Source organism: Candidatus Chlamydia sanziniae (assembly GCF_001653975.1).
GTDB lineage: Bacteria > Chlamydiota > Chlamydiia > Chlamydiales > Chlamydiaceae > Chlamydia > Chlamydia sanziniae.
In genome coordinates, this window is record NZ_CP014639.1 from 598,289 (window position 1) to 624,113 (window position 25,825).

A 25,825-nucleotide genomic window follows, 5' to 3' on the forward strand; every position below is an offset into this window, starting at 1 on the left:
ACGATAAAGTGTAAGCGAAGCAGACTTTAGCTTCTGTTGATTTTCTTTGTCAAGCCCCACATTTCAAGTTGTTATTATGGATACTTCAGACAACAGCTTTCATACTTTAGAAACGGAAAAAGACTCCACTGCGGTATTCAGTAGTGAATCTAAAATGGCCGGCGAAGGAGTACAATCTCTCGAAACGTCAGATGAATTATTATCTGCATTTATTACAGAATTGGCTGAACATTCTTCTCTAGAAGATCAGGTTTCTTTTACCTTAAAGAAGATGGAGGAAGCTCTAAAGTGTAATTTGGAGCCGAATTTGAAATTGTTTTGGGCAGTAAGAAAGCATTGCTTACCTTTATTTCACCAAATTGAAAATACCGTAAAACGCGCAGATGCATGGCGTTGGTATATCGAATTAACGAAAGAAGGACGACATCTTAAAGCTCTACAGGATCAAGAGGGATCTTTTATTATTGGTCAGATCGAATTAGCAATATCTTGTTTAGAACAAGATATTGCTGCATTTTTGCAACATCAAAATGCAGATATAGCGGCTTTTCAAGAAGAAGATCATGGCTTTTTAGAAACACAGGCTTTAGAAACACATCGAGAATTTTATAAAGAGTATCACATAGCACTTTTATGGCTAAGTAGCTTTGCCGCAAAGATTATAGATCTTCGTAAAGAACTTATGAGTGTTGGTATGCGGATGCGATTGAAAAGCAAGTTTTTTCAACGCCTCTCTATTTTAGGAAATCATGTATTTCCTCAGCGTAAAGATTTTATTGACAAAGTAAGCAAAACTTTTACAGACGATGTAGATGCTTTTGTTGCAAAACATTTTGAAAAAGCATGTAAGGAAACATTGAAGCGTTCTGTTTTTTTTTTAAGAAAAGAAATCAAAAACCTCCAACATGCTGCTAAAAGACTTTTTGTTTCGTCTTCTGTTTTTGCTGATACACGCTTGAAACTTAGCAGGTGCTGGGATCAATTGAAGGGCATGGAAAAACAGATTCGTCAAGAACAGGGACGCCTTCGTACAGCATCCGGAGAGAACGCAAAAGAAATACGTCAATTATTAGCTAATGCAGCGACTCTTCTCACCGAAGAACACGATCTTGCTACAGTTCGCAAAACCCTTGACGGAATCGTAAAACGTATTCGCAATCTTGATCTAATTCACGGGGATGTTATCGCTTTAAAAAATGAACTTCAACTTCTATTTGATCAATTACGCGAAAAGCAAGAAATAGCAGAGCAGAATTACCAAGAAAACTTAGCAAAAGACAAAAAGACAAAACAAGAGGCGATTCGCACTCTCTCTGCACGTATAGGGGCTTTCTCTCAAGCTTGTACTGAAGGGAAAATTGGGAAAGAATCTCGAGCCGAGTGGCAAGAACTAAAAGAAGCATTAACAAAGATGTCTTTTTTACCTCTATCGGAAAAAATTACGCTAGATAATCAGTTAAGTCTGACTTTTCAAACTATTATAGACTTTTTTGAAGCACAGCTTCTATCTTCTCCAGATTCTCGAGAAAGACTTGCTAATATGCGTCAAGTGCTTACTCAAAGACAAGAAAGGCGTAGGGAGCTAAAAAATAAATTGGCGCATGATAAAAAATTATTAGGCTCCTCAGGATTAGATTTTGACCGCGCCATGCAATACAGCGCTCTTGTTGAAGAGGATAAACGTGCTCTTGAAGAACTTGATGAAAGTATTCTAAATTTGAAACGACAGATTCAGCAGTTCACATGAGGCAACGTTGCATATACGCTTTTGATTTGGATGGCACATTGCTAAAAGGGAATAGTAGTTGGAAGTTTTATCGTTATGCACTTATGCAAGGTCTCTTTCCTTATAAAAGTGTCCCTACTTGTCTATATCGTTTTCTTAAATTTAAACTATTTCCCGACCTCCCTTCTTTATACAATTGTATTGTGAGCAATCTGTTAGTTACTGTTCCTTGTGATGACCTTTACGGTGTGGCTGTAGATTTGGTTGCGCATCTGAACATGGCAGATTTTTATATTCCTGTTTTAGAAAAACTTGACGAAGCTTTTGGAGAAGCTAATAGTCAAGTTTTTCTTTTCTCTTCCTCCCCCGACTTTATTGTTGGGCCTATAGCAGAATATTTGGGGATTAAAATTTGGTATGCTTCATGTTATCAGAAACAATCTGCTGAGATAGTAAATATTAAAAAGTGTTTAACAGGAGAAAAGAAAGCACAAATTCTTAGTTTTTTAAAAAAAATAAATCAAGCGAGGAGCCACACATTTTCAGATCATATTTTAGACCTTCCTTTTCTTATGTTGGGAGAAGAAAAAACTGTCGTACGTCCTCAAGGGAGATTAAAAAAAATGGCTAAAAAATATTACTGGAATATCATTTAAGAGCTTTTAAAAAAAAGCTCGACCTTATCTTAGACAATCAGGTATTCTCGAACCAGTTTTTATGGAGTTGTTTTGTTTTAATTTATTGAAAGTAATTATTAAGGCTATTGATAAAAAGAAAGGGAAAAACGCGATAGTCTTAGACGTACGTGCCATTTCAGGGCTTACCGATTATTTCGTATTTGCTGAAGGGAATGTAGCCGCTCATGTTAAAGCTTTAGCTGAAACAATAATTCAAGAATTAAAGGAACAAAGTCTCAGTCCTCTCCATGTGGAAGGACTCATCCATAGCGATTGGGTAGTTATAGATTATGGATTCATCATTATTCATATATTTATCTCCACAGTTCGAGAAAAGTATCGTTTGGAAGAGTTATGGAAAGACGGTTCTACTATCATATCCAAACTTCTAGCTTCTTGATGGAGTATAATGCCGCATGAACAAAAAGCGTGTCGTAGTTACAGGACTTGGTGTTGTATCTTGTTTTGGCAATGAAATAGATGCATTTTATGAGAATTTACTCGCTGGTATAAGTGGTGTACGTGCAATTACGACTTTTCCTTGTGACGAGCAAGCCACACGCTTTGCTGCATGGGTCCCTGAATTTAATTCTGAGCCTTACTTAGACAAAAAGCAAGCCCGACGTGTAGATCCTTTCATTACCTTTGCTGTGGTTGCTGCCAAAAAAGCAATAGCTATGTCTCAATGGGACAAGGAGCATCTTCCTGCAGATCCTTTGCGTTGTGGAGTAGTGATCGGCTCTGGAATGGGTGGGTTATCTACTTTAGATGAAGGCATGGAAAAGCTCCTTATTTCTCACAGGAAAATCTCCCCCTTTTTCATACCTTATATCATCACAAACATGGCCCCAGCTCTAATTGCCATAGACTATGGTTTAATGGGACCGAACTATTCCATCTCTACAGCATGTGCAACATCAAATTTTTGTATAGAAGCTGCTTATCAGCATTTAATCTCGGGTCGAGCTGATGTCATCATCTGTGGGGGAACTGAGGCTGCTGTAAATCGTATAGGATTAGAAGGATTTATTGCTAATCGAGCCTTATCAGTAAGAAATGATGCACCTGAGCGGGCTTCGCGTCCTTGGGATAGAGATAGAGATGGATTTGTCCTCGGAGAAGGAGCAGGAGTTTTAGTTTTAGAAACACTGGAGAATGCTTTACGTCGCGATGCACCTATTTTTGCTGAAGTGCTCGGTAGCTATGTCACATGTGATGCTTTTCATATTACCGCCCCTAGAGATGATGGAGAAGGGATTACCGCATGTGTGCTTGGAGCACTAGAGAGCTCTGGCATTCCTAAAGAACGAGTAAATTATATTAATGCTCATGGGACATCTACTCCCTTAGGGGATATTTCAGAGGCCTTAGCTATGAAAAAAGTTTTCGGTAACCATGTAAAAAATTTACGTATGAATTCTACCAAATCTTTAATTGGCCATTGTTTGGGAGGTGCAGGAGGTGTTGAGGCAATTGTCACAATTCAAGCAATACTCTCTGGTAAGCTCCATCCTACAATTAATTTAGAACACCCGATCGCAGAAATTGATGACTTTGATGTAGTTGCAAATAAAGCGCAAGATTGGGATATTGATGTTGCCATGTCCAATTCTTTTGGTTTTGGTGGACATAATTCAACTGTATTGTTCTCGAGGTACACACCCTAATATGATTAAGACAAAGTATGAATATTCTTTTGGTATTATTCCGATAAAATTTTTCGGTACTCCCGATAAAAGTACACTGCGAGCTTGTTTCATTTGCCATACTCGAGGTAAACATTGGGGGTTTCCCAAAGGACATCCTGAAGATAGGGAAGGACCTCAAGAAGCAGCAGAACGTGAATTAGTTGAAGAAACAGGATTGAGCATTGTCAACTTCTTCCCCAAAGTTCTTGTAGATCAGTATTCATTTGATAATGAAAACCAAGATTTTATTCGTAAGGAAGTCACATATTTCCTTGCCGAAGTTCGCGGTGACGTCCATACAGATCCTCAAGAAATTTGTGATAGTCAGTGGCTATCTTTACAAGAAGGCGCTCGATTACTAAACTTCCCTGAATTACGACAACTCACTTTGGAAGCAGATAAATTTATAAATAACTATCTGCTTTCCTTTTAAAATTTAAGGAGAGAAAACGCTCTCCTTAAAGATCAGCTCATTACCGTAGCTTCTCCAATATAAGATAAGTAATCTTCCTGAGCTAATTGAATGACTTTTTGTGCTTCTTTCTTACCATAAATCCCTACAATTTCTATTTTTGCAGGACTCCCTTTAATTAACTGCTCGGGAGTAGCTTTATAAGTTAAAAAGTAGTGTTGGATCATGTCTAATACTGTTCCTGGACAATCTGAAATATCTTCAATTTCTGCAAAAACTAAATCATCTTCAAGAATAGCGATAATCTTGTCATCAGCTTCTCCAGAATCAATAATACGGAGTCCTCCTATAGGGCGAGCTTGTAATAAAATATTCCCGTGAGAAATATTTTTTTCTGTAAGAACACAAACATCTAGAGGATCCTTGTCCCCTTGAATGTTGCTTCGGCGGATTTGTTCTCCACTGTATCTTCCAGAGATATCTCCAGAGTATGTCTGAGGGAGCAATCCATAAAGACAAGGGCAAAAATTAGAAAATTTTTGTGGTCTATCTACTTTTAATAGTCCTGTCGTTTTATCTAATTCAAATTTTACAGCATCTTGAGGAGTGATTTCTATGTAACAACACAAGGATTCATAATTGTCCTGACTCAATACAGGAGTATGCCAAGGATGAGTAACACAAGAGAGTTTTTTAGACATAAGTTGTTCTCACTATAAACATTTTTTATAATCTAATTTTCAACAAGTTTAAACTAGCACGCAAGTTCTTTTAAGAGAAGGTACATCTTAATTGACTTCTAATTAAAATTCTAGAATACTTTATCTTCTCTAATTAGGTGAAGTTATGAAATATCATATAGATTTTAAAGAATTAAAAGTAGCAGATTACGAACGTGTTATTGAAGTCTCTTGTTTAGAAGCACGTTTACATGCAATTATTGCTATTCACCAAACTGCTGTAGGCCCTGCGTTAGGCGGGGTACGTGCTTTTCTTTACAATTCTTTTGATGATGCTTGCAGCGATGTTTTGCGACTGGCAAAAGGAATGACGTATAAAGCAGTCATTAGCAATACAGGAACAGGCGGAGGAAAGAGTGTAATTATTCTTTCTAAAGATGCCCCTTACCTTACGGATGAGATGTTACAGGCATTTGGCCAGGCAGTTAATGCTCTTGAGGGTAAGTATATCTGTGCTTTAGACTTAGGCGTATCTATAGAAGCCGTTGCCACCATAGCAAAAGAAACTTCCTATATTTGCGGCCTTCCTGAGATTAGTGGAAACCCATCTATATACACTACGCATGGGCTTTTCCTCTGTATGCAAGAGACAGCACAAAAACTCTGGGGTTGTCCGTCACTTAGGGGAAGGAAGATTGCTATTGAAGGAATTGGCTCTGTGGGAAAGCGGTTGCTACAAACACTATTTTTTAGCGGAGCGGAGCTCTATATTTCAGATATTGCAGAATCTACTCTTAAGACCGCAGCGCATCTCTATGGAGCTACAGTTGTCCCTGTAGAAGAGTTGCCTACTATGGAATGTGATATTTTTTCTCCCTGTGCTCGAGGAAATACAGTTCGTTTAGATAATGTTTTTGATTTCCATTGTCAGGCTATTGTCGGTGCAGCTAATAATCAGCTTGAAGATAGTTCCCTAGGTGCTATTCTTCATGAAAGGGGGATCTTCTATGCTCCAGATTATTTAGTGAATGCAGGAGGATTAATAAACGTTGTCTCAGCTGTTGGCCAACCCTATGCACCAAAAGCCACACGTGCTAAAATAGAACAACTTCCACATATTCTTCGCAACCTTTATGCTAAAAGTGAAGTCACTGGGAAAGATCTTGTAACTTTATCCGATCTTTTTGTTGAAGAAACTCTTGCTGCCTATGTTTCATGAGCTGCTAAATTCTTAGAAGACGTTAAATAGCATTGCAGTGCTTCAAGTGTTACTTCATGAATTTTTTTACTTCCTGAAGCAAGAATTATCGGATGATTTTCTAAGCTAAGTTTCTCTTTATTATAATTTAAGGAGGCTCCAAACACATCTGTAACTTGTCCTCCAGATTCTTCCACAAGAAATGCTCCGGGAATGTGATCCCAAATACGGGCTTGCCCATGGGTAAAGGGATAACGAATAAAAAAATCTACAGCCCCTTCAGCAACTAAAGCATATTTATATTGGCTTTCTACACGATGAGGACGTGGTTGATCAGGTAACCCAAGGCTAAAAAGACGCGTTGCATGATGTTGTTGGTTGCGTGCTGCTAACGATGCCTCACAGAATTTTCCTGTACGCACTTTCTCTGTATAAACAACACGATGCCTGCGTTGTGTAGCATCTGAAATAAACATGCCAAGATCTTTACCTGCCGAATAAATCTTAAACGTTTGATGATAAGACGGACAAGCCATCACAGTTAAGACAGGCTGATATTGGTATATTAAGGATAAAGCAATGGCAAAATAACGATTTTTAATAAACCCTGCCGTACCATCAATAGGATCTGCAAGCCAAAACAATGACGTGGAATCTGGCCTAAATTCTAGAGTACGTATTATATCATTAGTCGAAGCACTTGGATCCAATCGGTGAACAAATTTTAAAATCTCGGGAACTTTCTCCCAATCTTCATCAAGAATTATCTCCTCACCAATAAAAGGAATATTTGGAAAAGCAGCACAGAGTTGCTTTTGAAGATAATACTGAATGCCGTAATCTGGAGGAGTTACAAAGGAGCCATCAGGTTTTGTCCAAGTAGGTACTAGGGAGTGTTGATTTCGGTAATTGATAAGTTCATTGATAATTTTCAGAACAATAGATTCGGCGACGTTTTGGTAGTTAGGAAGGTGCGCCCGTATCATGATTTTTCCAGAAATATATAGATAAGGATATTATCAAAAATTAAGATTATATTAAACTCACGCGAAGTAGCTCTATTGAGGTTTAGGTAGTAGTGTTATGCTGTTAACCGAAATGCAAGGAAACTTATGATAAAAGGGTTATGGCAGACTACTTATAAGCGTATTTGTGCATTTTTAATAAGCACGTTGCTTAAATTACGCTATCGCCTCCGAGTTGAAGGTATGCAAGCACTCCATCTTAATCCTAAACAAGGTTGCTTATTTCTGTCCAATCATATGGCAAAAATTGACCCTGTCATTTTGGAAGTGCTCTTTTGGAACAATTTTCATCTGCGTCCTCTCGCTGGTGATTACCTATTTGACGACCCTATAATTCGTTGGTTTCTCCATATTGTGCAGGCTATTCCTGTACCTCAAATTATCCCGGGGAAAAACACAGATGAAACTCTAGAGCGTGTAGATCGCTATTATAAAAACGTGGTCTCTGTTTTGAATACAGGAGGAAGCGTTCTTTTGTATCCCTCAGGGAGGCTATCAAAAACTGGTAAGGAAAATATTCTTAATCAGAATTCTGCTTATACGCTATTACATAAAGCCAAACAGTGTAATGTAGTTTTAGTGAGAATCTCAGGCTTGTGGGGAAGCGCTTTTTCTTGCTATAAGAAAAAAACATCACCAGCATTAGTGCGTGTATACAAAGAAAGTCTGTTTGCTTTATTACGTTGTGGGTTGTTTTTTATGCCCAAGCGATTTGTCAAAATTACTGTATGTCAAGTTGATCATAGTTTTTTGCAGCAGTTTCCTGCTAAGCAAGACCTAAATGCTTTCTTGTCTTCTTGGTTTAATCAAGACCAAGAGGATTTCCCTATAGAAGTTCCTTATACAATAAACAAGAGCTAGATATGCACAATCGATGGAATAAACCAATCAAGGAAGCACGTAAATTAAAGTTGCAGTCAGGATCTACAATTATAGAAAATTTTTTAATTGTATGTTCTGAATATAACTCAGAGATCGCTTGTTTTGATGAGTATCTAGGTGCACTATCTTATAGCGATATGCTTAAAGCTATCATCGCGATCGCAATCAAAAGTTCGGACTTCCCAGAATCTCAAATCGGGGTGATGATGCCAGCTTCTGCAGGAGCTTATATTGCATATTTTGGACTATTACTGGCAGGTAAAATTCCTGTAATGATTAATTGGACTCAAGGTGTCAGAGAGCTGCGCTTGTGCGTAGAGAACGCTAAGGTGAACAGAGTCTTGTCTTCATCACAGTTTGTTGAGCATCTTAGTCGTACTCATGGACCCGTAGATTATCCTTTTAATTTTATCTACATGGAAGAAGTCCGTCCTCATCTTTCTTGGTGGGATAAATGTCGTATAGGCTTATATTCGAAGCTCCCACCTTCCTGGTTATTAAGAATTTTTGGGATTAAACATCTACAGGGTAACGATATCGCGGTCATCCTATTTACTTCAGGAACAGAAAAATCTCCTAAGGGAGTTCCTCTTACTCACAAGAACCTGATAGCAAACCAAGAAGCCTATATGGAATTTTTTAATCCAACGCAAGAAGATGTTATGCTTGGGTTCTTGCCCCCTTTTCATGCTTATGGTTTTAATTGCTGTGGCCTCTTTCCTCTTCTTGTCGGTCTTCCTATTGTTTTTGTTGCCAATCCTCTAAATCCTAAAAAATCCGTGGAATTTATAGAAACTAAAGAAGTCACTTTTTTAGGAAGCACTCCTGTTTTTTTTGATTATATTTTGAAGACTGCGAAAAAAGAAGGCGCTTCTCTAAATTCATTGCGTCTTGTTGTCATAGGGGGTGATGCGTTCAAAGACAGTCTCTATAAAGAGATAAAACACCTCTACCCTCACATCAGCTTGTGGCAGGGTTATGGGGCCACAGAATGTTCTCCAGTTATTACAATCACCGCACCAGATAGCTCTAGAGACCAAAAGTGCGTAGGAATGCCCATCAGCGGCATCGAAATATTGATTCTCTCCGAAGAAACCCGCACACCGCTTCCCTTAGGACAACAGGGGTTAATCGTGGTCCGAGGGAGTTCAGTATTCTCAGGCTATCTCAATGATACTACACAACAGGGGTTTATCTCCCTTGGAAGAGAACAATGGTATGTTACAGGAGATATAGGATACATTGATCCACACGGAGATTTATTCTTGGAAGGGAGGTTAAGCCGATTCGTAAAGATAGGAGGTGAAATGATAAGTTTAGAGGCTGTGGAGGACATATTACGGCAAGGGTTTGGTGAATCCCCAGGCCAAGAACAGACTTCTTTTATTGTCTGTCCAGTTCCTAAAAATAAGGTACAGCTTTGTTTGTTCACGACATTTTCTACAACACTTCATGAAGTAAATGATATCTTAAAAAATGCTGAAACCAGTAAAATAGTAAAAGTATCTTACATACACCAAGTTAAAAGTATTCCTCTTCTCGGTGTTGGGAAGCCTAATTATGCTTCTTTAAATGCTTTAGCCGCTTCGCTATTCGCATAATAATAAAGGAGTTCTCTTAAAGAACTAACGTATTGTGAGTGTGTGGGGAGAGAAGTTTTTGATTACTTGCGATCCTATAGATTTTGTAACGAATGATTTTCTAGGTTTTGCCCGTTCTTCAACGCTTTGTTATGAAGTAAGTAGGCGTTATCATGTCTATTGTCAGGAGTTTCCGAATGAAAAACTAGGCATGTGTGGTTCACGTCTTATGGTTGGGACTTCTCAGATTCTAGAAGACTTAGAACATAAAATAGCTGAATTTCATGGAGCTGCTAGCGCTTTTTTTGCGGGCAGTGGATATATAGCAAATCTTGGGCTGTGTTACCATCTCTCTCTGAGTAGCGATATTCTGCTCTGGGATGAAGAAATCCATATGTCGGTGCAGAAAAGCTTATGCGTAATTTCAGGACAGCATGAATCTTTTCGTCATAATGACTTAAACCATTTAGAGCAGCTTCTTCAGACCTATAGAGCGTCCTCTTCGGGAAGAATCTTTATCTTTATCTGTTCAGTATACTCTTTTACAGGGTCCTTAGCTCCTTTAAGTGAAATTATGGGATTAGCTTCAAAATATAACGCTCATTTGGTTGTAGATGAAGCTCATGCTATAGGCATTTTTGGCAATCAAGGAAGAGGGTTATGTCACCAGTGGGGTTACGAACACTTTTACGCTGTATTGGTAACTTATGGGAAAGCTATGGGAGCTATGGGAGCTGCATTGATGACGTCACCAGAAGTTAAAAAAGACCTCATGCATAATTCTCCCCCCCTCCGCTACTCCACATTGGTGTCCCCTCATACATTAATTACTGTCGGTGTAGCTTATGATTTTTTAGAATCTGAAGGAAAGAAAGCTCGACAGCAGGTGTTCAATCTACAAAAATACTTTGCTGCACATTATCCTGCGCAAGCTCTTGGTTGTGTGCAGCCTATATTTATAGGAACTCACCTGAATAACGCTATTGCGACTTTAGAAGCTGCAAACCTTAACGTGGGCGTTGTTGCTTTTTTTACCCCCCCTTTTTTGCGCGTAAACCTTCATGCTTATAACACTATTGATGAAGTGAATTGCTTGATACAAATTCTCAATAGGTATTTAGAAAAAGGTTGTGATCGGGTCTACGTCGATCATGAATTTCACTTTTGGCGAAAGCTTTGCAAGAAGTAATGCTTCGTGAAGCTTTTTATTCACAGGAAGTACTTGTTTGCTTTTAATCAAAAATTGATAACGAAAAACATCTTTAATTTTAAAATGTCCACAAGGGGTAACCTGCATAAGATGGGTAGTATTTTCTAGCAGCGTTCTTAAAAGCATATGAACACGCTTTGCTTCACACCACGTATGCTTTGGGCATTTACCAATGAAAATACAACGCACAAGACGAGTGAAAGGAGGATAGTCACATAACGCTCTCCCAGGAATTTCTTGTTCGTAAAAAATCACATAATTTTGTTGTATAGCACAACGAATCGTCGCGTGGTCAGGAAGAAAGGATTGAATAAGAATCTCTCCAGGCAAATGACTACGCCCTGATCTTCCTGCTACTTGAGTGATTAGCTGAAAGACTTGCTCAGAAGCACGGAAATCAGGAATATATAATCCCGAATCGCCATTGAGAATTGCAGCGAGTGTGACTCCAGGAAAGTGCATGCCTTTGGCAATCATCTGAGTGCCAATGAGAAGATCAGCTTTTCCAGTCGCAAATTGTTTTAATAAAGATTCGTGACTGCCTTTAATTTTTGTTGTGTCCGAATCAATACGTACTATACGCATCTGAGGGAATATTTGATGTAATACTTTCTCTATTTTTTCTGTTCCTGAACCACGGTATTGTAATGTCATGGTCCCCAAACATTGAGGACAAGACTTGGGAAGATTTTTAGGTGACGAATTACAAAGATGACAAAGGAGAACGTTTGCATATTTGTGAAAAGTAAGCACCATATCACAGTGAGAGCACTTTAATGTGTGTTTACACGAAGCACAAGAAACACTAGTGTGATAGCCTCGGCGGTTAAAGAAAATCAAAGTTTGTTCTCCGGCCTCAAGACGCTGTTCTATTTTTTTTAAAACTAATTGAGAAAAGAGAATTTTCTTCTTAGATTTTTCTCTTTCTAAATTCATATTGATTAGGGAAACCTTGGGAAGATGAATAGCCACAGCTCGAGAAGATAAGATCAAGAGTGTATATTTTCCTGATAGCGCGTTAGTATAGCTTTCTAAGCTAGGCGTAGCACTTCCAAGGACAACAGTAGCATCAGAGAGTTTTCCTCGCATCACAGCAACATCACGAGCGTGGTAACACGGAGAACTTTCCGTTTGCTTATAGGCAGAATCATGCTCTTCATCTACAATAATAAGGCCAAGGTTCTTCATAGGGCAAAATAATGCTGAACGTGGTCCTATGAGAATACGAATGGTCCCTTTAGCAGCTTCGCGCCATACACGACTTTTATCGCTATCACTAAGCTTATGGTGAAGAACTCCCACTGCTTTCCCAAAACGTGCTTTAAATAATGTCAAGGTTTGAATAGTCAATGTAATTTCGGGAACTAAAAGAATAGCACTTTTCCCTTGACTATGTGCTTTGCTAATCGTACGTAAATAGACTTCAGTTTTCCCACTTCCTGTGATTCCAAAGAGTAGATGAGTATGAAATTGAGATGCCGCCAAAGATTCAGTAACCTTATCAATAGCACTTTGTTGTTCAGGATGTAATATAGTGTGATCTGAGAGAAAAAAAGAAAGTTTGTCTTCTTGGATTTCTAATTTTGAGGCATCTATGATTTCCAAAACACCAAGTTTGTTTAAAGAGGTAATTGGAGATTGGGAAACTTTGGCGTGCTCCATAAGTACAGAGAGACGAGGAGGAGAAGAACAGTTGAGCAAAGTTGTTAATACCGATGCTTGGCCAGGATGGTCTTTTTTCAACTGTTGCACTAGCTCACGAATTTTGGCTTTGCTCTGCTTTAAAAGAACCCGGTAGTGTTGCTTTGGTTGAATTGTGTTTGAAGAAACATCAGGGAGAAACAGCCGCAAAGTTTTTCCTAAAGGAGCAAAATAATAGCGGCTCATCCAAAACATCAAGTCTAGAAGGTCTTTTGAGAGTGTGACTTCAGAATCAAGGACTCCTAAAATGGGTAGGACATATTTACAAGCTGTAGAGGTCTTTACCTTATGAATAACCCCAATCTTTTTTGTCCCCCGAAGAAATATGATAATGCCAGTGCCTCGAGTAATAAATTCAAAATCTTTAGGAATCCCATAATCGAGGGTCTTGTTAATATTAGAAGCGACTATGACTTCTGCGTATAAGCGAAAGGTAGACGGTTCAGTATGGCCCATAAGTCTCGTTTTAACTGCATATCCTGTTCATACTGTAGGGAAGAATAGAGAGGAAGAAGAGTACTGCCATTGTATATGAGAGATTGATGATAACATGCATTAGGAAATTTATAACGAATCGCGCTTAAAGGAGCTAGACCTAAAAAAAGATGGGTAGAATTGAAAATACATGTTTGAGTGTGCATCAAAATAAGATGTGTAGGAAATAGTTGTTGGGTAAGAATCTTCGCCAATCTATTAAAGAAAAGTATTTCATTATCGCTATCTTCATTTACAAAAATCCCACAAGGAATTTTTGGAAGCTCAGAAAGAATTCTATTGGTTAATGAAGGATATTTTTCCTTTAAAATTTGCTCACGAGAGATGTCAGGATGTAGGGGAATACATTCCCAAAAAGAAGATCGAGGCTTTTCATAGGAAGAAGGAGGTGATACGACGCATTCTACAACGGAAGACTTGGGAATCGTAGATTTCGTAATCGGTAGAACTGTAGGAGAAGTCTTTGAAACAGGCAGAAGTGTTTGTTTGGGTACGTGCAAGGATTGTAAATGTGAAAGAGTCGGATAGATTGGTTCAAAATAACGCTCCATAATTTGACGAAGCATAGTTAAATAAGTCGAAGGATCTGTCATTTTGAATCAATTTGTTCCTATTTCCCCCTAAGGGAATCATGAAAAAGAATTTCTATTCTTATTTTATCGCAAATAAGATAATGGTACTACCATGTTTGTAGAACTCATACCATAAGGATAAAATATGAAACTTTGGTTACAAGGATGTGTTATTTCTGCTTGTTTATTGTTAACATTGCCCTGCTGCGCAGCTCGAAAACGTTCGAATCACATAAGTCCTGAAAAGCAAGTTATTGCATCGACAGCTCTAAATTGGGAAGATTATTCAGAAGCTATGCAACAATCTAACAAAGATGGAAAGCCTATCTGTTTATTCTTCACAGGATCCGATTGGTGTATGTGGTGCATAAAAATGCAGGAGAAACTTTTAAATACTCCACAATTTTCACTTTTTGCTTACAAACATCTTCATATCGTAGAAATCGATTTCCCACAAAAAAAAGGACACCAAAATGAAGAGCAAAAACAAAAGAATCGTGAATTAAAAAATCAATATGGCGTTTCCGGATTTCCTGAATTGGTTTTCATCAATGGCAGCGGTAAAGAGCTTGGGAGGATGCATTATGAAGAATTAGATCCTGCTACGTATGTAAATAAAATTCGGATGACTCTTAATCTATAGGCTATATAAAGATCCTCAAGTTCTTTTTTAGAAGAAATGATTTTTCTTTTTTACTATTTTTGCGAAAATCTTTTTAGTTTCTTAGTCCTTGCGACTCACAGGTACACTTAGGAACAGTTGTCCTATTACCCAGAAACTGGAGGACTTGTGTTATTATGAAAGCGGGAAGTCTTTAAAAGAAACGTAGTCAAGGAGGAAAATGTCCACAAAGGCTGAATATTTAAATCAGGAAGATTTTTTATATAGAAATAGTAAACTTCAAGCTATCTTGGCACTGGGTATCAATCCTTATCCTTATGTATTTCCTGGCGTTACAAGCGTAGAAGAAATAAAAAAAAGATTTTTAATGCAAACTTTAGGGGATAGTGAAAGTGCATTAAATAAAGCCACACCTAAAGTAAAATTAGCGGGTAGACTTGTTCTTTTTCGCTCTATGGGAAAAAATGCCTTTGGACAAATTTTAGACCATAATCAAACAATTCAAGTGATGTTTAATCGTGAGTTTACTTCTGTACAAGGTCTTCTCGCAGATGCTGAAATTCCACCACTCAAATTTATCGAAAAAAAACTTGATTTAGGGGATATCCTTGGGATTGAGGGCTATCTCTTCTTCACCCACTCTGGAGAGCTCACTATTCTTGTAGAAACAGTGACATTACTTTCCAAATCTCTACTTTCCCTGCCAGATAAGCATGCAGGGTTGCATGACAAAGAAATACGTTATCGTAAGCGTTGGTTGGACCTCATCTCTTCTCCAGAAGCAAGCAACACCTTCGTAAAAAGAAGCCGTATCGTTAAACTCATCCGTCAGTACATGGATGATCATGGCTTTTTAGAAGTGGAAACGCCCATACTACAAACTACCTATGGAGGAGCTGAAGCGCGACCTTTTACAACGAAATTGGAAGCGTTACATACCGACATGTTTCTCCGTATCTCATTAGAAATTGCCCTCAAAAAGATTCTTGTTGGCGGAATTCCTCGTATTTATGAAGTCGGCAAAGTGTTCAGAAATGAAGGAATGGATAAAACCCACAATCCTGAATTCACTATGATAGAAAGCTATGCTGCTTATATGGATTATAATGAAATTATGATTTTTGTAGAAAACCTAATAGAATACTTAGTTCGTTCTCTAAACGAAGGGAGTACAGAAATTCGCTATTCTCATTGGAAAGAAGGACCCCAAATAATAGATTTCAAGGCTCCTTGGATTCGTATGACAATGAAGGAAAGCATTCATGTATATAGCAAAATTGATGTAGACTTGCACAGTAATCATGAATTGAAGAAAATTTTAAAAACACAAACGCGCCTTCCTGAACAGGCCTTTGCACAAGCTCCAAGAGGTCTGCTCATTGCCTTACTATTCGATGAGCTTGTCTCTGAAAATTTAGTTGCTCCGCATCATATTACAGATCATCCCATAGAAACTACACCTTTATGCAAAACATTGCGTTCTGGGGATAGAACGTATGTTGAACGTTTTGAAAGTTTTTGTCTTGGTAAAGAATTATGTAATGCTTATTCTGAACTCAATGATCCAATTCAGCAAAGAAAATTACTTGAAGAACAGCTTATGAAGAAGGAGTTGCTTCCTGAGAGCGAATGTCATCCTCTAGATGAAGAATTCTTGGAAGCTCTATGTCAGGGGATGCCTCCAGCTGGGGGATTCGGGATTGGCATAGACCGACTGGTTATGATTTTAACAGACGCAGCCTCTATAAGGGATGTACTCTATTTTCCTGTTATGCGCCGTATAGATGCATCAACTTAAGGGCTTTACCTTAGGACCTGATTTGCTGTCTTCAATAACAAATCCTGCTGTGATTATCGCATCACGTAGAGCATCAGCCATTGCCCAGTTTTTCTCTTTACGTGCTTTTTCTCGTTCTTCAACCAATTGTACAATAGCATGAGGAATCGCTATGGGTGTAGATAAAGGAATAACCCCAAGGATAAGATCTATTTGCTTTAATAGCTTCAAAATATAAAGAGCATCGACTTGAGAAAAACTTCCATGGTCCATGAAGCTATGGACCTGATGAACAAAATCGAAAAGTGAGGCTAGACCAACAGCTATATTTAAATCGTTTGCTAGAGCAGTTGAAAAATTCGTATAAAATTTATCAGCACACATCAAAGTTTTTGGTAAAGGAGCTTCCCCAGAAGGATGAGAATCTTCAAGACGAATAATGAAATCTCTTAGACGACGTAACGCTTGTCGACAGGAAAATAGCTCTTTTTCCGTAAAGTTTAATGGCATGCGGTAATGATTTTTTAGAAGCATATAGCGTACTTCTTGGCCTGAGAAACCTCGATTTAAAAGGTCACGTAAAGTAAAAAAGTTCCCTAAGCTTTTAGACATCTTTTTCCCATCGACTAAAAGATGTTCTGAATGTAACCAATAACGCACAAAAGGTTTTCCTGAAAGCGCTTCTGATTGAGCAATTTCGTTTTCATGATGGGGGAAAATATTGTCCACACCTCCTGCATGGATATCCAAGGATTCTCCCAAAAGCTCCATAGCCATGACAGAACATTCTAAATGCCATCCAGGGCGTCCTTTACCAAAAGGACTTTCCCAATAAATGATACCATCACGTTGTGCGTTGTATGCTTTCCATAAGACAAAATCACTCGGGTTTGCCTTGTCATACTCATCAGTAGATGTTCGTGAATAACATTGTAAACTATTGAAATCTAAGTGTGAAAGTTTGCCATAGTCCGGGAAACGTTGGATAGAAAAATATACCGATCCATCCTGCCCAGTATAGGCAGTACCTTGTTGTAAGAGCTTTTCAATCGCTTGAATCATTTGTGGAATGTAATGCGTAGCATAAGGATAAAAATCCGCATTGACGATACTCAGTATTTGAAGGTCTTCAAAAAATGCCTGCGTATAAGGAGCTGTATAGTCTTGCAGTGAAATGTTATTTCGAGTCGCTCCTGTAAGAGTTTTATCATCAACATCAGTAATGTTCATCACGTGTGTTACAGAATAACCTGAAAACAACAATGTTCGTTTGAGGATATCTTCAAAAATATACGTTCTAAGATTCCCTATATGAGCATAGTCATAAACCGTAGGGCCACATGTATAAAGTCGCACAGGATCGTGAGAGGGGAAGAACATCTCTTTCTGTTGAGATGCTGTATTGTAAAAATAAAGAACTTTTTTTGGAAATAACGCCATGAAATAACTCTATGAACGAACTTGTTCTTTATATTTTATCGAAAAAGGATTACTTAAAGTTTAACTTGTTCGTCATGCTAACAGAACAATTTTTCTAGAGCTACGGTTTTTGCTCTTAAGGACTGTAATGTAGGACTTAAAAAGTTTATTTATACACTAACAAAAAAATAAAACTGCATAAATATTCTTCGAAATTCATATTTATTCAAGCAATATAAGCTATGCTATTTTTAGTTGAGAAGTTCAACATTTTTAAGTAGTGTTTTTTATTTCGTTTTAATAAAAAAAAGACTATACAGCAAGAGTCGCTAGAAAGGTGTTCTCGAGGCACATCGGGCCTAGCCCTAAATAGAACAAGTTACGTCCTAGTGTTAGGAGAAGGAGGAGGTACCCCGTGATCCTATTACAAAATATTAAGAGATGTTCTTTAAAGCAATTAAAAATCTTAACTACTCTTTTATTGGGTATTAGTTCTCCAGTCCTTGAAGCTAGTATCCAAGATACCTCTTGTAAACTTGTCTGGCACCTAAATTATCAAGAAGCTCTGCAAAAGAGTAAGGAATCTGAACTCCCACTCCTTATCTTTTTTTCTGGCTCTGATTGGAATGGTGCTTGTATGAAAATCCGTAAGGAAGTTTTAGATTCACAGGATTTTATTAAAAAAGTTGCAGGAAAATTTATTTGTGTAAAAGTAGATTACCTGAAACATACTCCTCAAGCAGAAAGTATTCGTCAACAAAATGCATGTTTGAAATCTCAATTTAAAATTGATGAACTCCCTTGTATGGTTTTACTTTCACCTGAAGAACAGGAAATTTACAGGCTAGGCTCTTTTGGTAATGAAACAGGAACGAATTTAGGAGATAGTCTTTGTCATATAGTAGATAGCGACTCTTTATTAAGAAGAGCTTTTCCTATTATGACCTCGTTATCCATGGCTGAATTGCAACTACATTATCGACTCGCCGAAGAGCTTTCTCGTAAAGACTTTCTTACCCAGGCTTTAGAATTTGGTGTACGCAGTGACGATTACTTTTTCCTCTCTGAGAAATTTCGTCTTCTCGTGGAAAATGGAAAAATGGATTCCGAAGAATGTCAGAGAATTAAAAAGCGCTTACTAAGTAAAGACTCTAAAAATGAAAAACAAACACATTTTACGGTTGCTCTGATTGAATTTCAGGAATTAGCAAAAAGGTCAAGAGAAGGTGTCCGTCAGGAAGCAAGTCAAGTTATCGCTCCTTTAGAAACTTATCTTTCGCAGTTCGGTCAACAGGATAAAGATAATTTATGGCGTGTTGAAATGATGATCGCTCAGTTTTACCTTGATTCTGACCAGTGGCATCATGCCCTACAACATGCAGAAGTCGCCTTTGATGCTGCCCCTGCAGAAATACGTTCACATATTTCTCGTTCTTTAGAATACATTCGCCATCAATCGTAGACTTATTTCTTTGTTAACTTGCTTAGTCCTTCAGGAACTTGATGTAGAAAATCTTGAAGAAGCTCTGCAAATATAGGCATGTGCTTATGTGTTTTAGGAAGAACAATTATCTGACAACTTGGAAGTTCATGACGTATATGCCGAAAAGCTTCACGGACAATACGCTTAAAATAATTTCTTAAATGAGCTTTCCCAAATTTCTTGGAAACAGTGATTCCTAATTTGCAAATTCCTGAATGGCGCAAAGGCATAACATAAAAAATCACCTGATTTCCCTGACGACACGATCCACAACGTGTAGTATAAAGAAAATGTTTCCTTTTAAGTATACGAGCATGTTTAGGAAGAACTAGACGTTGCACAAAATTAAATTACAAATCGACTAAAGCGTGTCTACCGTGACGACGACGACGATTCAAAAGCTTTCTTCCATTTCTCGTAGCCATGCGGGAGCGGAAACCTACAGAATTACGACGTTTCCTTTTGCTAGGTTGATAAGTTCGTTTCACAATGCCTTTCCTATATTGCTAAGCCTCATAACTCATCCAATAATTTACAACAAAAGGCCCAGTAAAAAGTTTACGGAATTGCATGAATAAAAATCAACAGGACAGAGAGCTTTGAGCGAACTTATCTAAAAAACTCTTCCAAGATAGCAGTCTAGTGTTGTCAAAAAAGGATCGAGAAGATTACATTAGTTCTTTTTGGTAAAAGTCTGTAATTTACAGTGTGTTTTTCTATTAGTAGAAAGAATGCAGCAAGGCTATTTTTATGAAAGTAAGTTCATCTATTAAAGCGGATCCATCTAAGGGAGACAAGCTTGTTCGTCGTAAGGGACGCCTCTATGTAATTAATAAAAAGGACCCTAATCGGAAACAACGTCAAGCAGGACCTGCACGTAAAAAGTAATTTGAAAATAACTTAAGGAAAAATGCATGGCTAAAAAGTCATCTATAGCTAGAGAACTTAAACGTCGACGATTAGTAGAGACAAATTTTAAAAAACGAGCTGCATTACGTGAGACCGTCAAAAGTTTAACAGTCAATGAAGAAGAAAAAGAACGCGCTCGTATAGCTTTAAATAAAATGAAAAGAGATTGTTCTCCTGTGCGTTTGCATAATCGATGTTTGCTAACAGGTCGTCCGAGGGGATATCTAAGAAAATTCGCCATTTCTAGAATTTGCTTTAGACAAATGGCTTCCATGGGAGAAATTCCCGGAGTTATTAAAGCTAGCTGGTAACGTAATAAAAAATTCAAAAGGCGTCTTACTTTATTTCTTCAATTGGTAAAAAGCTTTTTACTCTGAAGTTTCTAGAGCTTCTTTTAGTTCGGGGATGTTTTTTGCTCTTTCCCAATTATGCATTCCTTTTTTCCAAATCCAAATCTCTTGAGGAGAAGTATTTTCTTTAGCATGTAACTCTGTGTTCCGAAGAAATACAAACAAATCTTCCAAAGATATAGGACCTACATTATGGTGCTCCTTGTCTAAGTAAAACCACTTTTCCGTATCTATAGCTACTTGTTGAAGATCCCCAGAAGGAATGACTTCAGTAGCTTTTTTAACTTCTTTGAAGTTATCTAAAAATACCGAATTATCAGGTAACGAAGTTTGAGACGAATTCAAATTATTCTCTGGCAGAGAAGAGAGAAAAAGTAGAATAATAATTCCAATAAATCCAAAAAATACTCCAGCAAAAAACCAACCCACGACATTTCGATTTTTCTTCCTTGCTATGTAAGCAGATAAACAGCCTAAGATAAAATAAAATAAGAAAAATGAAATAGGAAGTATTGAAGGTAGCATATTAACCGCTTGACCATTAGACTATCAATAGCATTTATTATTTCTATGAGCTACATTTCTCGCTAGCGAAATAGGGTCAATAGGAGGAAGAAGTATGGAAAAGCAAAATTTAAAGCTGGATGTAAAAGAAATTGAGTTTCCTGAAACAGTGTTTAGTCGTGATATAGAGACTCGCGTTATTCAAGTAATTATTTTACATTGCCTTGCGAAAATCAACGGAGTTTCTCTCCTTGGAGGGAATTTAATTGATGCTCTATTCGGCAGAGATATTGAGAGAATGAAAGGAATTTATGTAGAACAAGATTCCAAAAATCACCTTGTCAAAGTTCGTGTAGAAGTCAACGTAGATTACGGTGTCTCTATCCCAGAAAAAACTGAAGAAATCCAGGGCTGCATTGTTTCTGAAATTTCCGCATACACAGGTCTTCACGTAGCTGCTGTACATGTGATTATTAAAGGTCTCACACAGCCTAAGGATCGTATTGAGGAAGAACCAGAAGAAGAAGAGGAAACCTCTATTCACGACCTTTCGTCCTCAGAAGATTTCTTAACAGAAATAAAAGACTCAGAAATTTAGTCCTTATGATAGCAGGATAAAGTTTGTTTTTTAAGTAATTGTTGGATATCTTTCCTTGTTAATCCGGGAACTGACTCTAACTCTTCCTGAGAAGCCTGCATTACCTGCTTCCAACTTTTAAATTTCTTTAATAAGTTTCTGCGCTTTACAATGCCAAAACCAGGAATTTTTTCTTCTATAAATAACGCTTTATCCCTTTTCTTTCTGTGTTTATGTATTGCAAAACGATGAGCTTCATCGCGTAGTACTTGAAAAAATTGTAATAATTTTGATGTTGGAGCTAACTGTAGACCTTGTGGATAATGTTCGCAAAAAATTTTTTCTTTTTTTAAAGAGCTACTGTGACTACGAGCTTCTTTAGCTATTGCTATAACGTCAATTCCAATAAGATTGCATGTTTGTAGTATTTTTTTTGCTTTGGAATAATGCGCTTGTCCTCCATCAATCAAAATTATATCGGGGATAGAGGTTGTTAACGAACGGAATCTTCGTACAAGCACTTCCTCTAAACTTGCCAAATCATTTTTGGCAGAGCCTGAAGTAATAGAGAATATTCGATAGTCCTTACGATTAAACGCATCATTTTCAAAAACAATATAAACACCTACTGGATGAGCTCCTTGCATATGAGCATTATCATAACATTCTATCCGATAGGGATTCTGATCTATATGTAGAATGCGCTTTATCTCCTCATAGGGGAGCACTAATGAAGGGCCAGAAGTCGTAGCATAGATCTCAGCATTCTGATGAGCAAGAGTAAGAAGCTTTTTGCCGTAACCCGTTTTAGGGGAACGCAAACGGGGCGGAGAATTCGCATTCAATACAATAGGAAGAGAAGGAAACTCTAAAGGTGTCGGAATAAGGATCTCTCTAGGAAGATGGGGTTGATTTAGATAGAATTGTAAAATAAAGGAAGAAAGAAGATCACGGTCTTCTTGTGCGTTTTCAAGAAAAATAAAATGACGTGCTCCAAGTAGCCGCCCAGAACGGACATTGAGTATAGTGAGCACAGTTTGTCCTTGGCATCTATATAAACCTATAGCATCGATGTTTTGTACGTTGAACTTCTCTACATGTTGCTTTGCCATCGCACCCTTAATTAAAGATAATGTCCGATAATGCATAGCCGCTTGTTCAAATTCTAATTTTTTAGAAGCTTTCTCCACGGCTTTTTCTAAAGCTTGAATCACTTTATCTATTTTACCTTTAAGAAAAAGAAGAGCTTTTTCTAAAGTTTCTTGATATTCTTCATGAGAACAAAGCCCCACACATGGAGCGAGACAGCGTTTCATTTCATAAAGAATGCAAGGGCGTTTTCGTAGAGAAAACTCTTGATTGGAACATGTTCTAAGAGGAAACCACTGACTAATTACTTCAAGAAGGGCTCGACAAGCTTCAGCACTCACGTAAGGACCAAAAATTAATTGCTTTTTAGAGGAACTTAAAGCTTTAGTCCGAACAGCTTCAATTTTTGGCCAAGAATGAGTCAGAGCGACTGCTAGGCAAAAAAACGTTTTGTCGTCTTTTAGTAAAACATTATAGCGCGGACCATGCTGTTTGATTAGATTGTTTTCTAAGAGAAGCGCTTCCGTTTCATTAGAAACCACAATAGTTTCTATAGTTGCTGTTTTTTGCATTAAAAAAGGAATGCGTTCACGAGAATTACTTTGCTTGTGAAAGTATGTAGTCAAACGATTTCTAAGATTTTTTGCTTTCCCAATATAAAGAACACTGCCTTGGGTGTCTTTCATTAAATAAACCCCAGGAGCTGAAGGAACGAGTTTGGGAGAAAAGTCCTCAACATGCATAACTAAAATAACGTAAGCTGCTGCATTTTATTGTGTATAGAGCGTACCGCTAATTCAGGGCCCTCTAATTGTCGTAAAATTTGTTGCGCTCTTGATATTACACAAAGCGGGAACCCTGCAATTCGTGCTACATGAATCCCAAAACTTTTTTGCGAATAACCTTTAAGAATTTCATATAGAAAAATAGGTTGACCAGAATGTTCCTTAACTCCTGCATGAAAGTTGGCTACATGAGAGCAAAGCTTCTCTAAGTCAATCAATTCTCGATAATGTGTAGCAAATAGTGTTTTTGCTTTTTTACCTTCTGTGAAAAGGAGATACTCCACAACAGCTTGCGCAATCGCTAAGCCGTCATAAGTGCTCGTGCCTCGACCTACTTCATCCAAAATGACTAAAGAGCGATCAGTAACATTATGAAGAATGTTCGCTGTTTCACTCATCTCAACCATAAAAGTAGACATCCCTTTAGCAAGGTTATCAGCAGCCCCTATTCTTGTGAAAATTTTATCTACAATCCCAATATGAGCTTGCTTCGCAGGAATAAAAGACCCCATTTGTGCCATAATTACTAAAAGAGCTATCTGGCGGATATACGTAGACTTTCCTGCCATATTCGGCCCTGTCAATAAAATCATTCGTATTTGCGAACCTTGCATTGCAATATCGTTAGGAATAAACTTTCCAGTACCAAGAAGAGTTTGTACTACAGGATGACAACCACAAGAAATCCATAAAATATCAGTATTGTCAACGCGAGGACGGCAGTACCCATGAATGTCAGCAAGTTCTGCAAGAGATAAAATGTAATCCGTGTCTGCAAGAGTTTGAGATAAATTGACAATTGCTGTACGTTGCTGTGAAATATGCGAACAAAGATCTTTAAATAATTGCGTCTCTAGTGCTTGCAATTTCTCAGAAATGTTAAACATGTCATCTTGAAATTCTTGAAGCTCCGCAGTAGTGAAACGTTCAGCATGCAAACGTGACTGACGACGAATAAAACTTTTAGGAAGTTGTGGCGCAAATTCACTATGAACTTCAATGTAATAACCTAAAGCTTGAGCAAAACACACTTTAAGTTTTTTAATCCCTGTTTGTTCACGTATATCCTCTTGATATTTCCATACCCATTCTTGAGAATGCTCCCGGGTATAACGCAAGCGTTGCAACTCTTTATGAAAATCATCCATAAAAATGTTCCCTTCAGAGGGTCGTAAAGGAAGCTCTGCTTGCAGCGCCTGTGACAATAGTGTTATGAGTAAGGAAACTTCTGCAGATAAAATAAATTTGCCTTGGAAAAAGCTAGGGAGAGAGAAATCGGCAAATTGGTTATAAACTTGCACACTAGCAGATAAAGAATCTCGTAGCATACCTACATCTTTAGGCCCGGCTAATCCTGTAGTAATTTTTGTTAACAAACGCTCTACGTCACGTACTTGACAAAGATAAGTTTTAATATTTTTTCTTAGCTTCGTATGGTTTAAAAGAAACTCAACAGCATCTTGACGTATAAGAATGTCATCTTGTTCATAGAAAGGACTCACCAAAGTTTGACGTAATAACCTTCCTCCCATTGGAGTGCACGTATGATCCATAACATGTAATAAAGAACTTTTTCCCTGGAGATCTTGAAGAGGTGCTAATAATTCTAAATTTATCTGCGACGCGGTATCAATCAGTAATCTTTGCTGTTTCGCAGAAGTCTTAGGCACAGCAATATGTTGTGTAGGTAAAAGAAGCTTATCTTGAATATACGAAAGTAATCCCCCTGCCGCATTGATTCCAGGAACTAAGCCTTTAAGACCAAACCCATCCAAAGAGGCTACATGGAAATGAGCTGTGAGCTTTTTTGAAGCAAATTGATGTTCAAATGCCCAATCTGCATAGGTAGACAATGTAAGCTTTAGGTGTTGTTGTAGTTGTTGCACTAAGGTAGTCTGTTTATTATAAAACTTGCTGCTAGCTAAAATTTCTGTAGGCCTTAAACGACAAATCTGATCAGTAAGCTCTTTAATGTTTTCATGTTCTTCAATAAGAAAAGAACCTGTAGAAAGGTCTAAACAGGCAAAACCGAAAAGTGATCCTACGCGATTAATCCCAACAATATAGTTATTAGTTTTTTCGTGAAGCAGAGTAGAAGAAAGTAGTGTTCCTGGAGTGATACATCTTTGTAAATCACGAGTGATGGGACCAGGCTTTTTTATCTCCTTATTCTTGGGATCATCGAACTGCTCTGCAATGGCAACTTTGAACCCCTTACTAACCAAACGGTCAACATAATTATCAATAGCAACTACGGGAACACCACTCATAGGTACCCCTTGTCTTTGCGTTAATGTAAGATCTAGGTATTGGGAAAGAAGTTCTGCATCATCATAAAAGGCTTCATAAAAATCACCCATGCGAAATAAAAGAACAGAATCCCCTGCTTTTTTCTTACATTCATGCCATTGTTCAATCATTGGAGTGAGTTTTTTTATAGTCATGATCTAATTCGGGAAAAATA

Annotated in this window: 25 protein-coding genes; 15 read left to right on the forward strand and 10 right to left on the reverse strand. The window is 37.8% G+C overall.

The window, feature by feature from the left end; all coding sequences use genetic code 11:
• The first annotated feature begins 76 nt into the window (after positions 1 to 76).
• From Cs308_RS02605 to Cs308_RS02625, 5 genes are all read left to right on the forward strand, one after another.
• Complete coding sequence (locus Cs308_RS02605) at positions 77 to 1,747, forward strand: coiled-coil domain-containing protein (RefSeq protein WP_066482232.1); 1,671 nt, start codon at positions 77 to 79, stop codon at positions 1,745 to 1,747.
• Positions 1,744 to 2,382 carry a haloacid dehalogenase-like hydrolase gene (locus Cs308_RS02610; protein WP_066482234.1) on the forward strand — a complete coding sequence of 213 codons (639 nt, stop codon included), beginning with the start codon at positions 1,744 to 1,746 and terminating at the stop codon, positions 2,380 to 2,382. Before Cs308_RS02605 ends, Cs308_RS02610 begins: the two co-directional genes overlap by 4 nt.
• 61 nt (positions 2,383 to 2,443) lie before the next feature.
• A complete protein-coding gene (rsfS, locus tag Cs308_RS02615) occupies positions 2,444 to 2,803 on the forward strand; it encodes a ribosome silencing factor (protein WP_066482236.1) in 360 nt (119 codons plus the stop codon).
• Positions 2,804 to 2,819: 16 nt separating this feature from the next.
• Positions 2,820 to 4,070, forward strand: a complete 1,251-nt coding sequence (gene fabF, locus Cs308_RS02620; protein ID WP_066482238.1) for a beta-ketoacyl-ACP synthase II — start codon at positions 2,820 to 2,822, stop codon at positions 4,068 to 4,070.
• A gap of 1 nt (position 4,071) precedes the next feature.
• On the forward strand, positions 4,072 to 4,524 hold the full coding sequence (locus Cs308_RS02625) for a bis(5'-nucleosyl)-tetraphosphatase (RefSeq protein ID WP_066482239.1): 453 nt from the start codon (positions 4,072 to 4,074) through the stop codon (positions 4,522 to 4,524).
• A 32-nt stretch (positions 4,525 to 4,556) separates the two neighbouring features.
• On the opposite strand, the gene Cs308_RS02630 is transcribed toward Cs308_RS02625, so the two are convergent.
• Positions 4,557 to 5,204 (reverse strand): inorganic pyrophosphatase, encoded by a 648-nt coding sequence (locus Cs308_RS02630; protein ID WP_066482242.1) that lies wholly within the window; start codon positions 5,202 to 5,204, stop codon positions 4,557 to 4,559.
• Between the two features lie 145 nt (positions 5,205 to 5,349).
• Between Cs308_RS02630 and Cs308_RS02635 the strand changes: the two genes are divergently transcribed.
• Positions 5,350 to 6,402, forward strand: a complete 1,053-nt coding sequence (locus Cs308_RS02635; protein ID WP_066482244.1) for a Glu/Leu/Phe/Val dehydrogenase family protein — start codon at positions 5,350 to 5,352, stop codon at positions 6,400 to 6,402.
• Here Cs308_RS02635 and Cs308_RS02640 read toward each other — a convergent pair.
• Positions 6,390 to 7,364: an inositol monophosphatase family protein gene (locus Cs308_RS02640; RefSeq protein WP_066483400.1), complete on the reverse strand. Its 975-nt coding sequence runs from the start codon at positions 7,362 to 7,364 to the stop codon at positions 6,390 to 6,392. The two genes, Cs308_RS02635 and Cs308_RS02640, sit on opposite strands and share 13 nt — an antisense overlap.
• Positions 7,365 to 7,493: 129 nt before the next feature.
• On the opposite strand from Cs308_RS02640, the gene Cs308_RS02645 reads away from it, so the two are divergent.
• The 3 genes from Cs308_RS02645 to Cs308_RS02655 are packed head-to-tail and all read left to right on the forward strand — an operon-like array spanning position 7,494 to position 11,057.
• Complete coding sequence (locus Cs308_RS02645; protein ID WP_066482246.1) at positions 7,494 to 8,267, forward strand: lysophospholipid acyltransferase family protein; 774 nt, start codon at positions 7,494 to 7,496, stop codon at positions 8,265 to 8,267.
• Between the two features lie 2 nt (positions 8,268 to 8,269).
• Positions 8,270 to 9,889 carry an AMP-binding protein gene (locus Cs308_RS02650; protein ID WP_066482248.1) on the forward strand — a complete coding sequence of 540 codons (1,620 nt, stop codon included), beginning with the start codon at positions 8,270 to 8,272 and terminating at the stop codon, positions 9,887 to 9,889.
• A gap of 34 nt (positions 9,890 to 9,923) precedes the next feature.
• The gene (locus Cs308_RS02655) at positions 9,924 to 11,057 is read left to right on the forward strand and encodes an aminotransferase class I/II-fold pyridoxal phosphate-dependent enzyme (protein WP_420834793.1); all 1,134 of its coding nucleotides are present in this window, start codon (positions 9,924 to 9,926) and stop codon (positions 11,055 to 11,057) included.
• Here Cs308_RS02655 and priA read toward each other — a convergent pair.
• Together priA and Cs308_RS02665 are read right to left on the reverse strand one after the other, a co-directional pair.
• On the reverse strand, positions 10,986 to 13,235 hold the full coding sequence (priA, locus tag Cs308_RS02660; protein ID WP_066482249.1) for a primosomal protein N': 2,250 nt from the start codon (positions 13,233 to 13,235) through the stop codon (positions 10,986 to 10,988). The two genes, Cs308_RS02655 and priA, sit on opposite strands and share 72 nt — an antisense overlap.
• Positions 13,187 to 13,867: a hypothetical protein gene (locus Cs308_RS02665; protein WP_066482251.1), complete on the reverse strand. Its 681-nt coding sequence runs from the start codon at positions 13,865 to 13,867 to the stop codon at positions 13,187 to 13,189. The genes priA and Cs308_RS02665 overlap by 49 nt, the downstream gene beginning before the upstream one ends.
• Positions 13,868 to 13,991: 124 nt before the next feature.
• On the opposite strand from Cs308_RS02665, the gene dsbH reads away from it, so the two are divergent.
• Together dsbH and lysS are read left to right on the forward strand one after the other, a co-directional pair.
• Positions 13,992 to 14,489 carry a disulfide reductase DsbH gene (gene dsbH / locus Cs308_RS02670; protein WP_066482254.1) on the forward strand — a complete coding sequence of 166 codons (498 nt, stop codon included), beginning with the start codon at positions 13,992 to 13,994 and terminating at the stop codon, positions 14,487 to 14,489.
• 199 nt (positions 14,490 to 14,688) lie between these two features.
• A complete protein-coding gene (gene lysS, locus Cs308_RS02675) occupies positions 14,689 to 16,266 on the forward strand; it encodes a lysine--tRNA ligase (RefSeq protein ID WP_066482256.1) in 1,578 nt (525 codons plus the stop codon).
• On the opposite strand, the gene cysS is transcribed toward lysS, so the two are convergent.
• The gene (cysS, locus tag Cs308_RS02680) at positions 16,258 to 17,685 is read right to left on the reverse strand and encodes a cysteine--tRNA ligase (protein WP_066482259.1); all 1,428 of its coding nucleotides are present in this window, start codon (positions 17,683 to 17,685) and stop codon (positions 16,258 to 16,260) included. The genes lysS and cysS overlap by 9 nt on opposite strands.
• Positions 17,686 to 18,079: 394 nt before the next feature.
• Between cysS and Cs308_RS05055 the strand changes: the two genes are divergently transcribed.
• Positions 18,080 to 19,126 (forward strand): thioredoxin family protein, encoded by a 1,047-nt coding sequence (locus Cs308_RS05055; protein ID WP_066482262.1) that lies wholly within the window; start codon positions 18,080 to 18,082, stop codon positions 19,124 to 19,126.
• 2 nt (positions 19,127 to 19,128) lie between these two features.
• On the opposite strand, the gene rnpA is transcribed toward Cs308_RS05055, so the two are convergent.
• Together rnpA and rpmH are read right to left on the reverse strand one after the other, a co-directional pair.
• Positions 19,129 to 19,488: a ribonuclease P protein component gene (gene rnpA / locus Cs308_RS05060; RefSeq protein WP_066482265.1), complete on the reverse strand. Its 360-nt coding sequence runs from the start codon at positions 19,486 to 19,488 to the stop codon at positions 19,129 to 19,131.
• 9 nt (positions 19,489 to 19,497) lie between these two features.
• Positions 19,498 to 19,635, reverse strand: a complete 138-nt coding sequence (gene rpmH / locus Cs308_RS04980; RefSeq protein WP_082905007.1) for a 50S ribosomal protein L34 — start codon at positions 19,633 to 19,635, stop codon at positions 19,498 to 19,500.
• 262 nt (positions 19,636 to 19,897) lie between these two features.
• On the opposite strand from rpmH, the gene rpmJ reads away from it, so the two are divergent.
• Entirely contained in the window at positions 19,898 to 20,035 is a 138-nt protein-coding gene (gene rpmJ / locus Cs308_RS02695; protein WP_011006789.1) for a 50S ribosomal protein L36, read from the forward strand.
• A gap of 26 nt (positions 20,036 to 20,061) precedes the next feature.
• Positions 20,062 to 20,367 carry a 30S ribosomal protein S14 gene (gene rpsN, locus Cs308_RS02700; protein WP_066482270.1) on the forward strand — a complete coding sequence of 102 codons (306 nt, stop codon included), beginning with the start codon at positions 20,062 to 20,064 and terminating at the stop codon, positions 20,365 to 20,367.
• 57 nt (positions 20,368 to 20,424) lie between these two features.
• Here rpsN and Cs308_RS02705 read toward each other — a convergent pair whose 3' ends face one another.
• Positions 20,425 to 20,931: a DUF4339 domain-containing protein gene (locus Cs308_RS02705; RefSeq protein WP_066482272.1), complete on the reverse strand. Its 507-nt coding sequence runs from the start codon at positions 20,929 to 20,931 to the stop codon at positions 20,425 to 20,427.
• 94 nt (positions 20,932 to 21,025) lie between these two features.
• Here Cs308_RS02705 and Cs308_RS02710 point away from each other — a divergent pair, with 94 nt between their 5' ends.
• On the forward strand, positions 21,026 to 21,508 hold the full coding sequence (locus Cs308_RS02710) for an Asp23/Gls24 family envelope stress response protein (RefSeq protein ID WP_066482274.1): 483 nt from the start codon (positions 21,026 to 21,028) through the stop codon (positions 21,506 to 21,508).
• Here the strand turns inward: Cs308_RS02710 and uvrC are convergent.
• On the reverse strand, positions 21,505 to 23,319 hold the full coding sequence (gene uvrC, locus Cs308_RS02715; protein WP_066482276.1) for an excinuclease ABC subunit UvrC: 1,815 nt from the start codon (positions 23,317 to 23,319) through the stop codon (positions 21,505 to 21,507). The genes Cs308_RS02710 and uvrC overlap by 4 nt on opposite strands.
• Positions 23,320 to 23,321: 2 nt before the next feature.
• Positions 23,322 to 25,805: a DNA mismatch repair protein MutS gene (gene mutS / locus Cs308_RS02720; RefSeq protein WP_066482278.1), complete on the reverse strand. Its 2,484-nt coding sequence runs from the start codon at positions 25,803 to 25,805 to the stop codon at positions 23,322 to 23,324.
• Positions 25,806 to 25,825 lie beyond the last annotated feature (20 nt).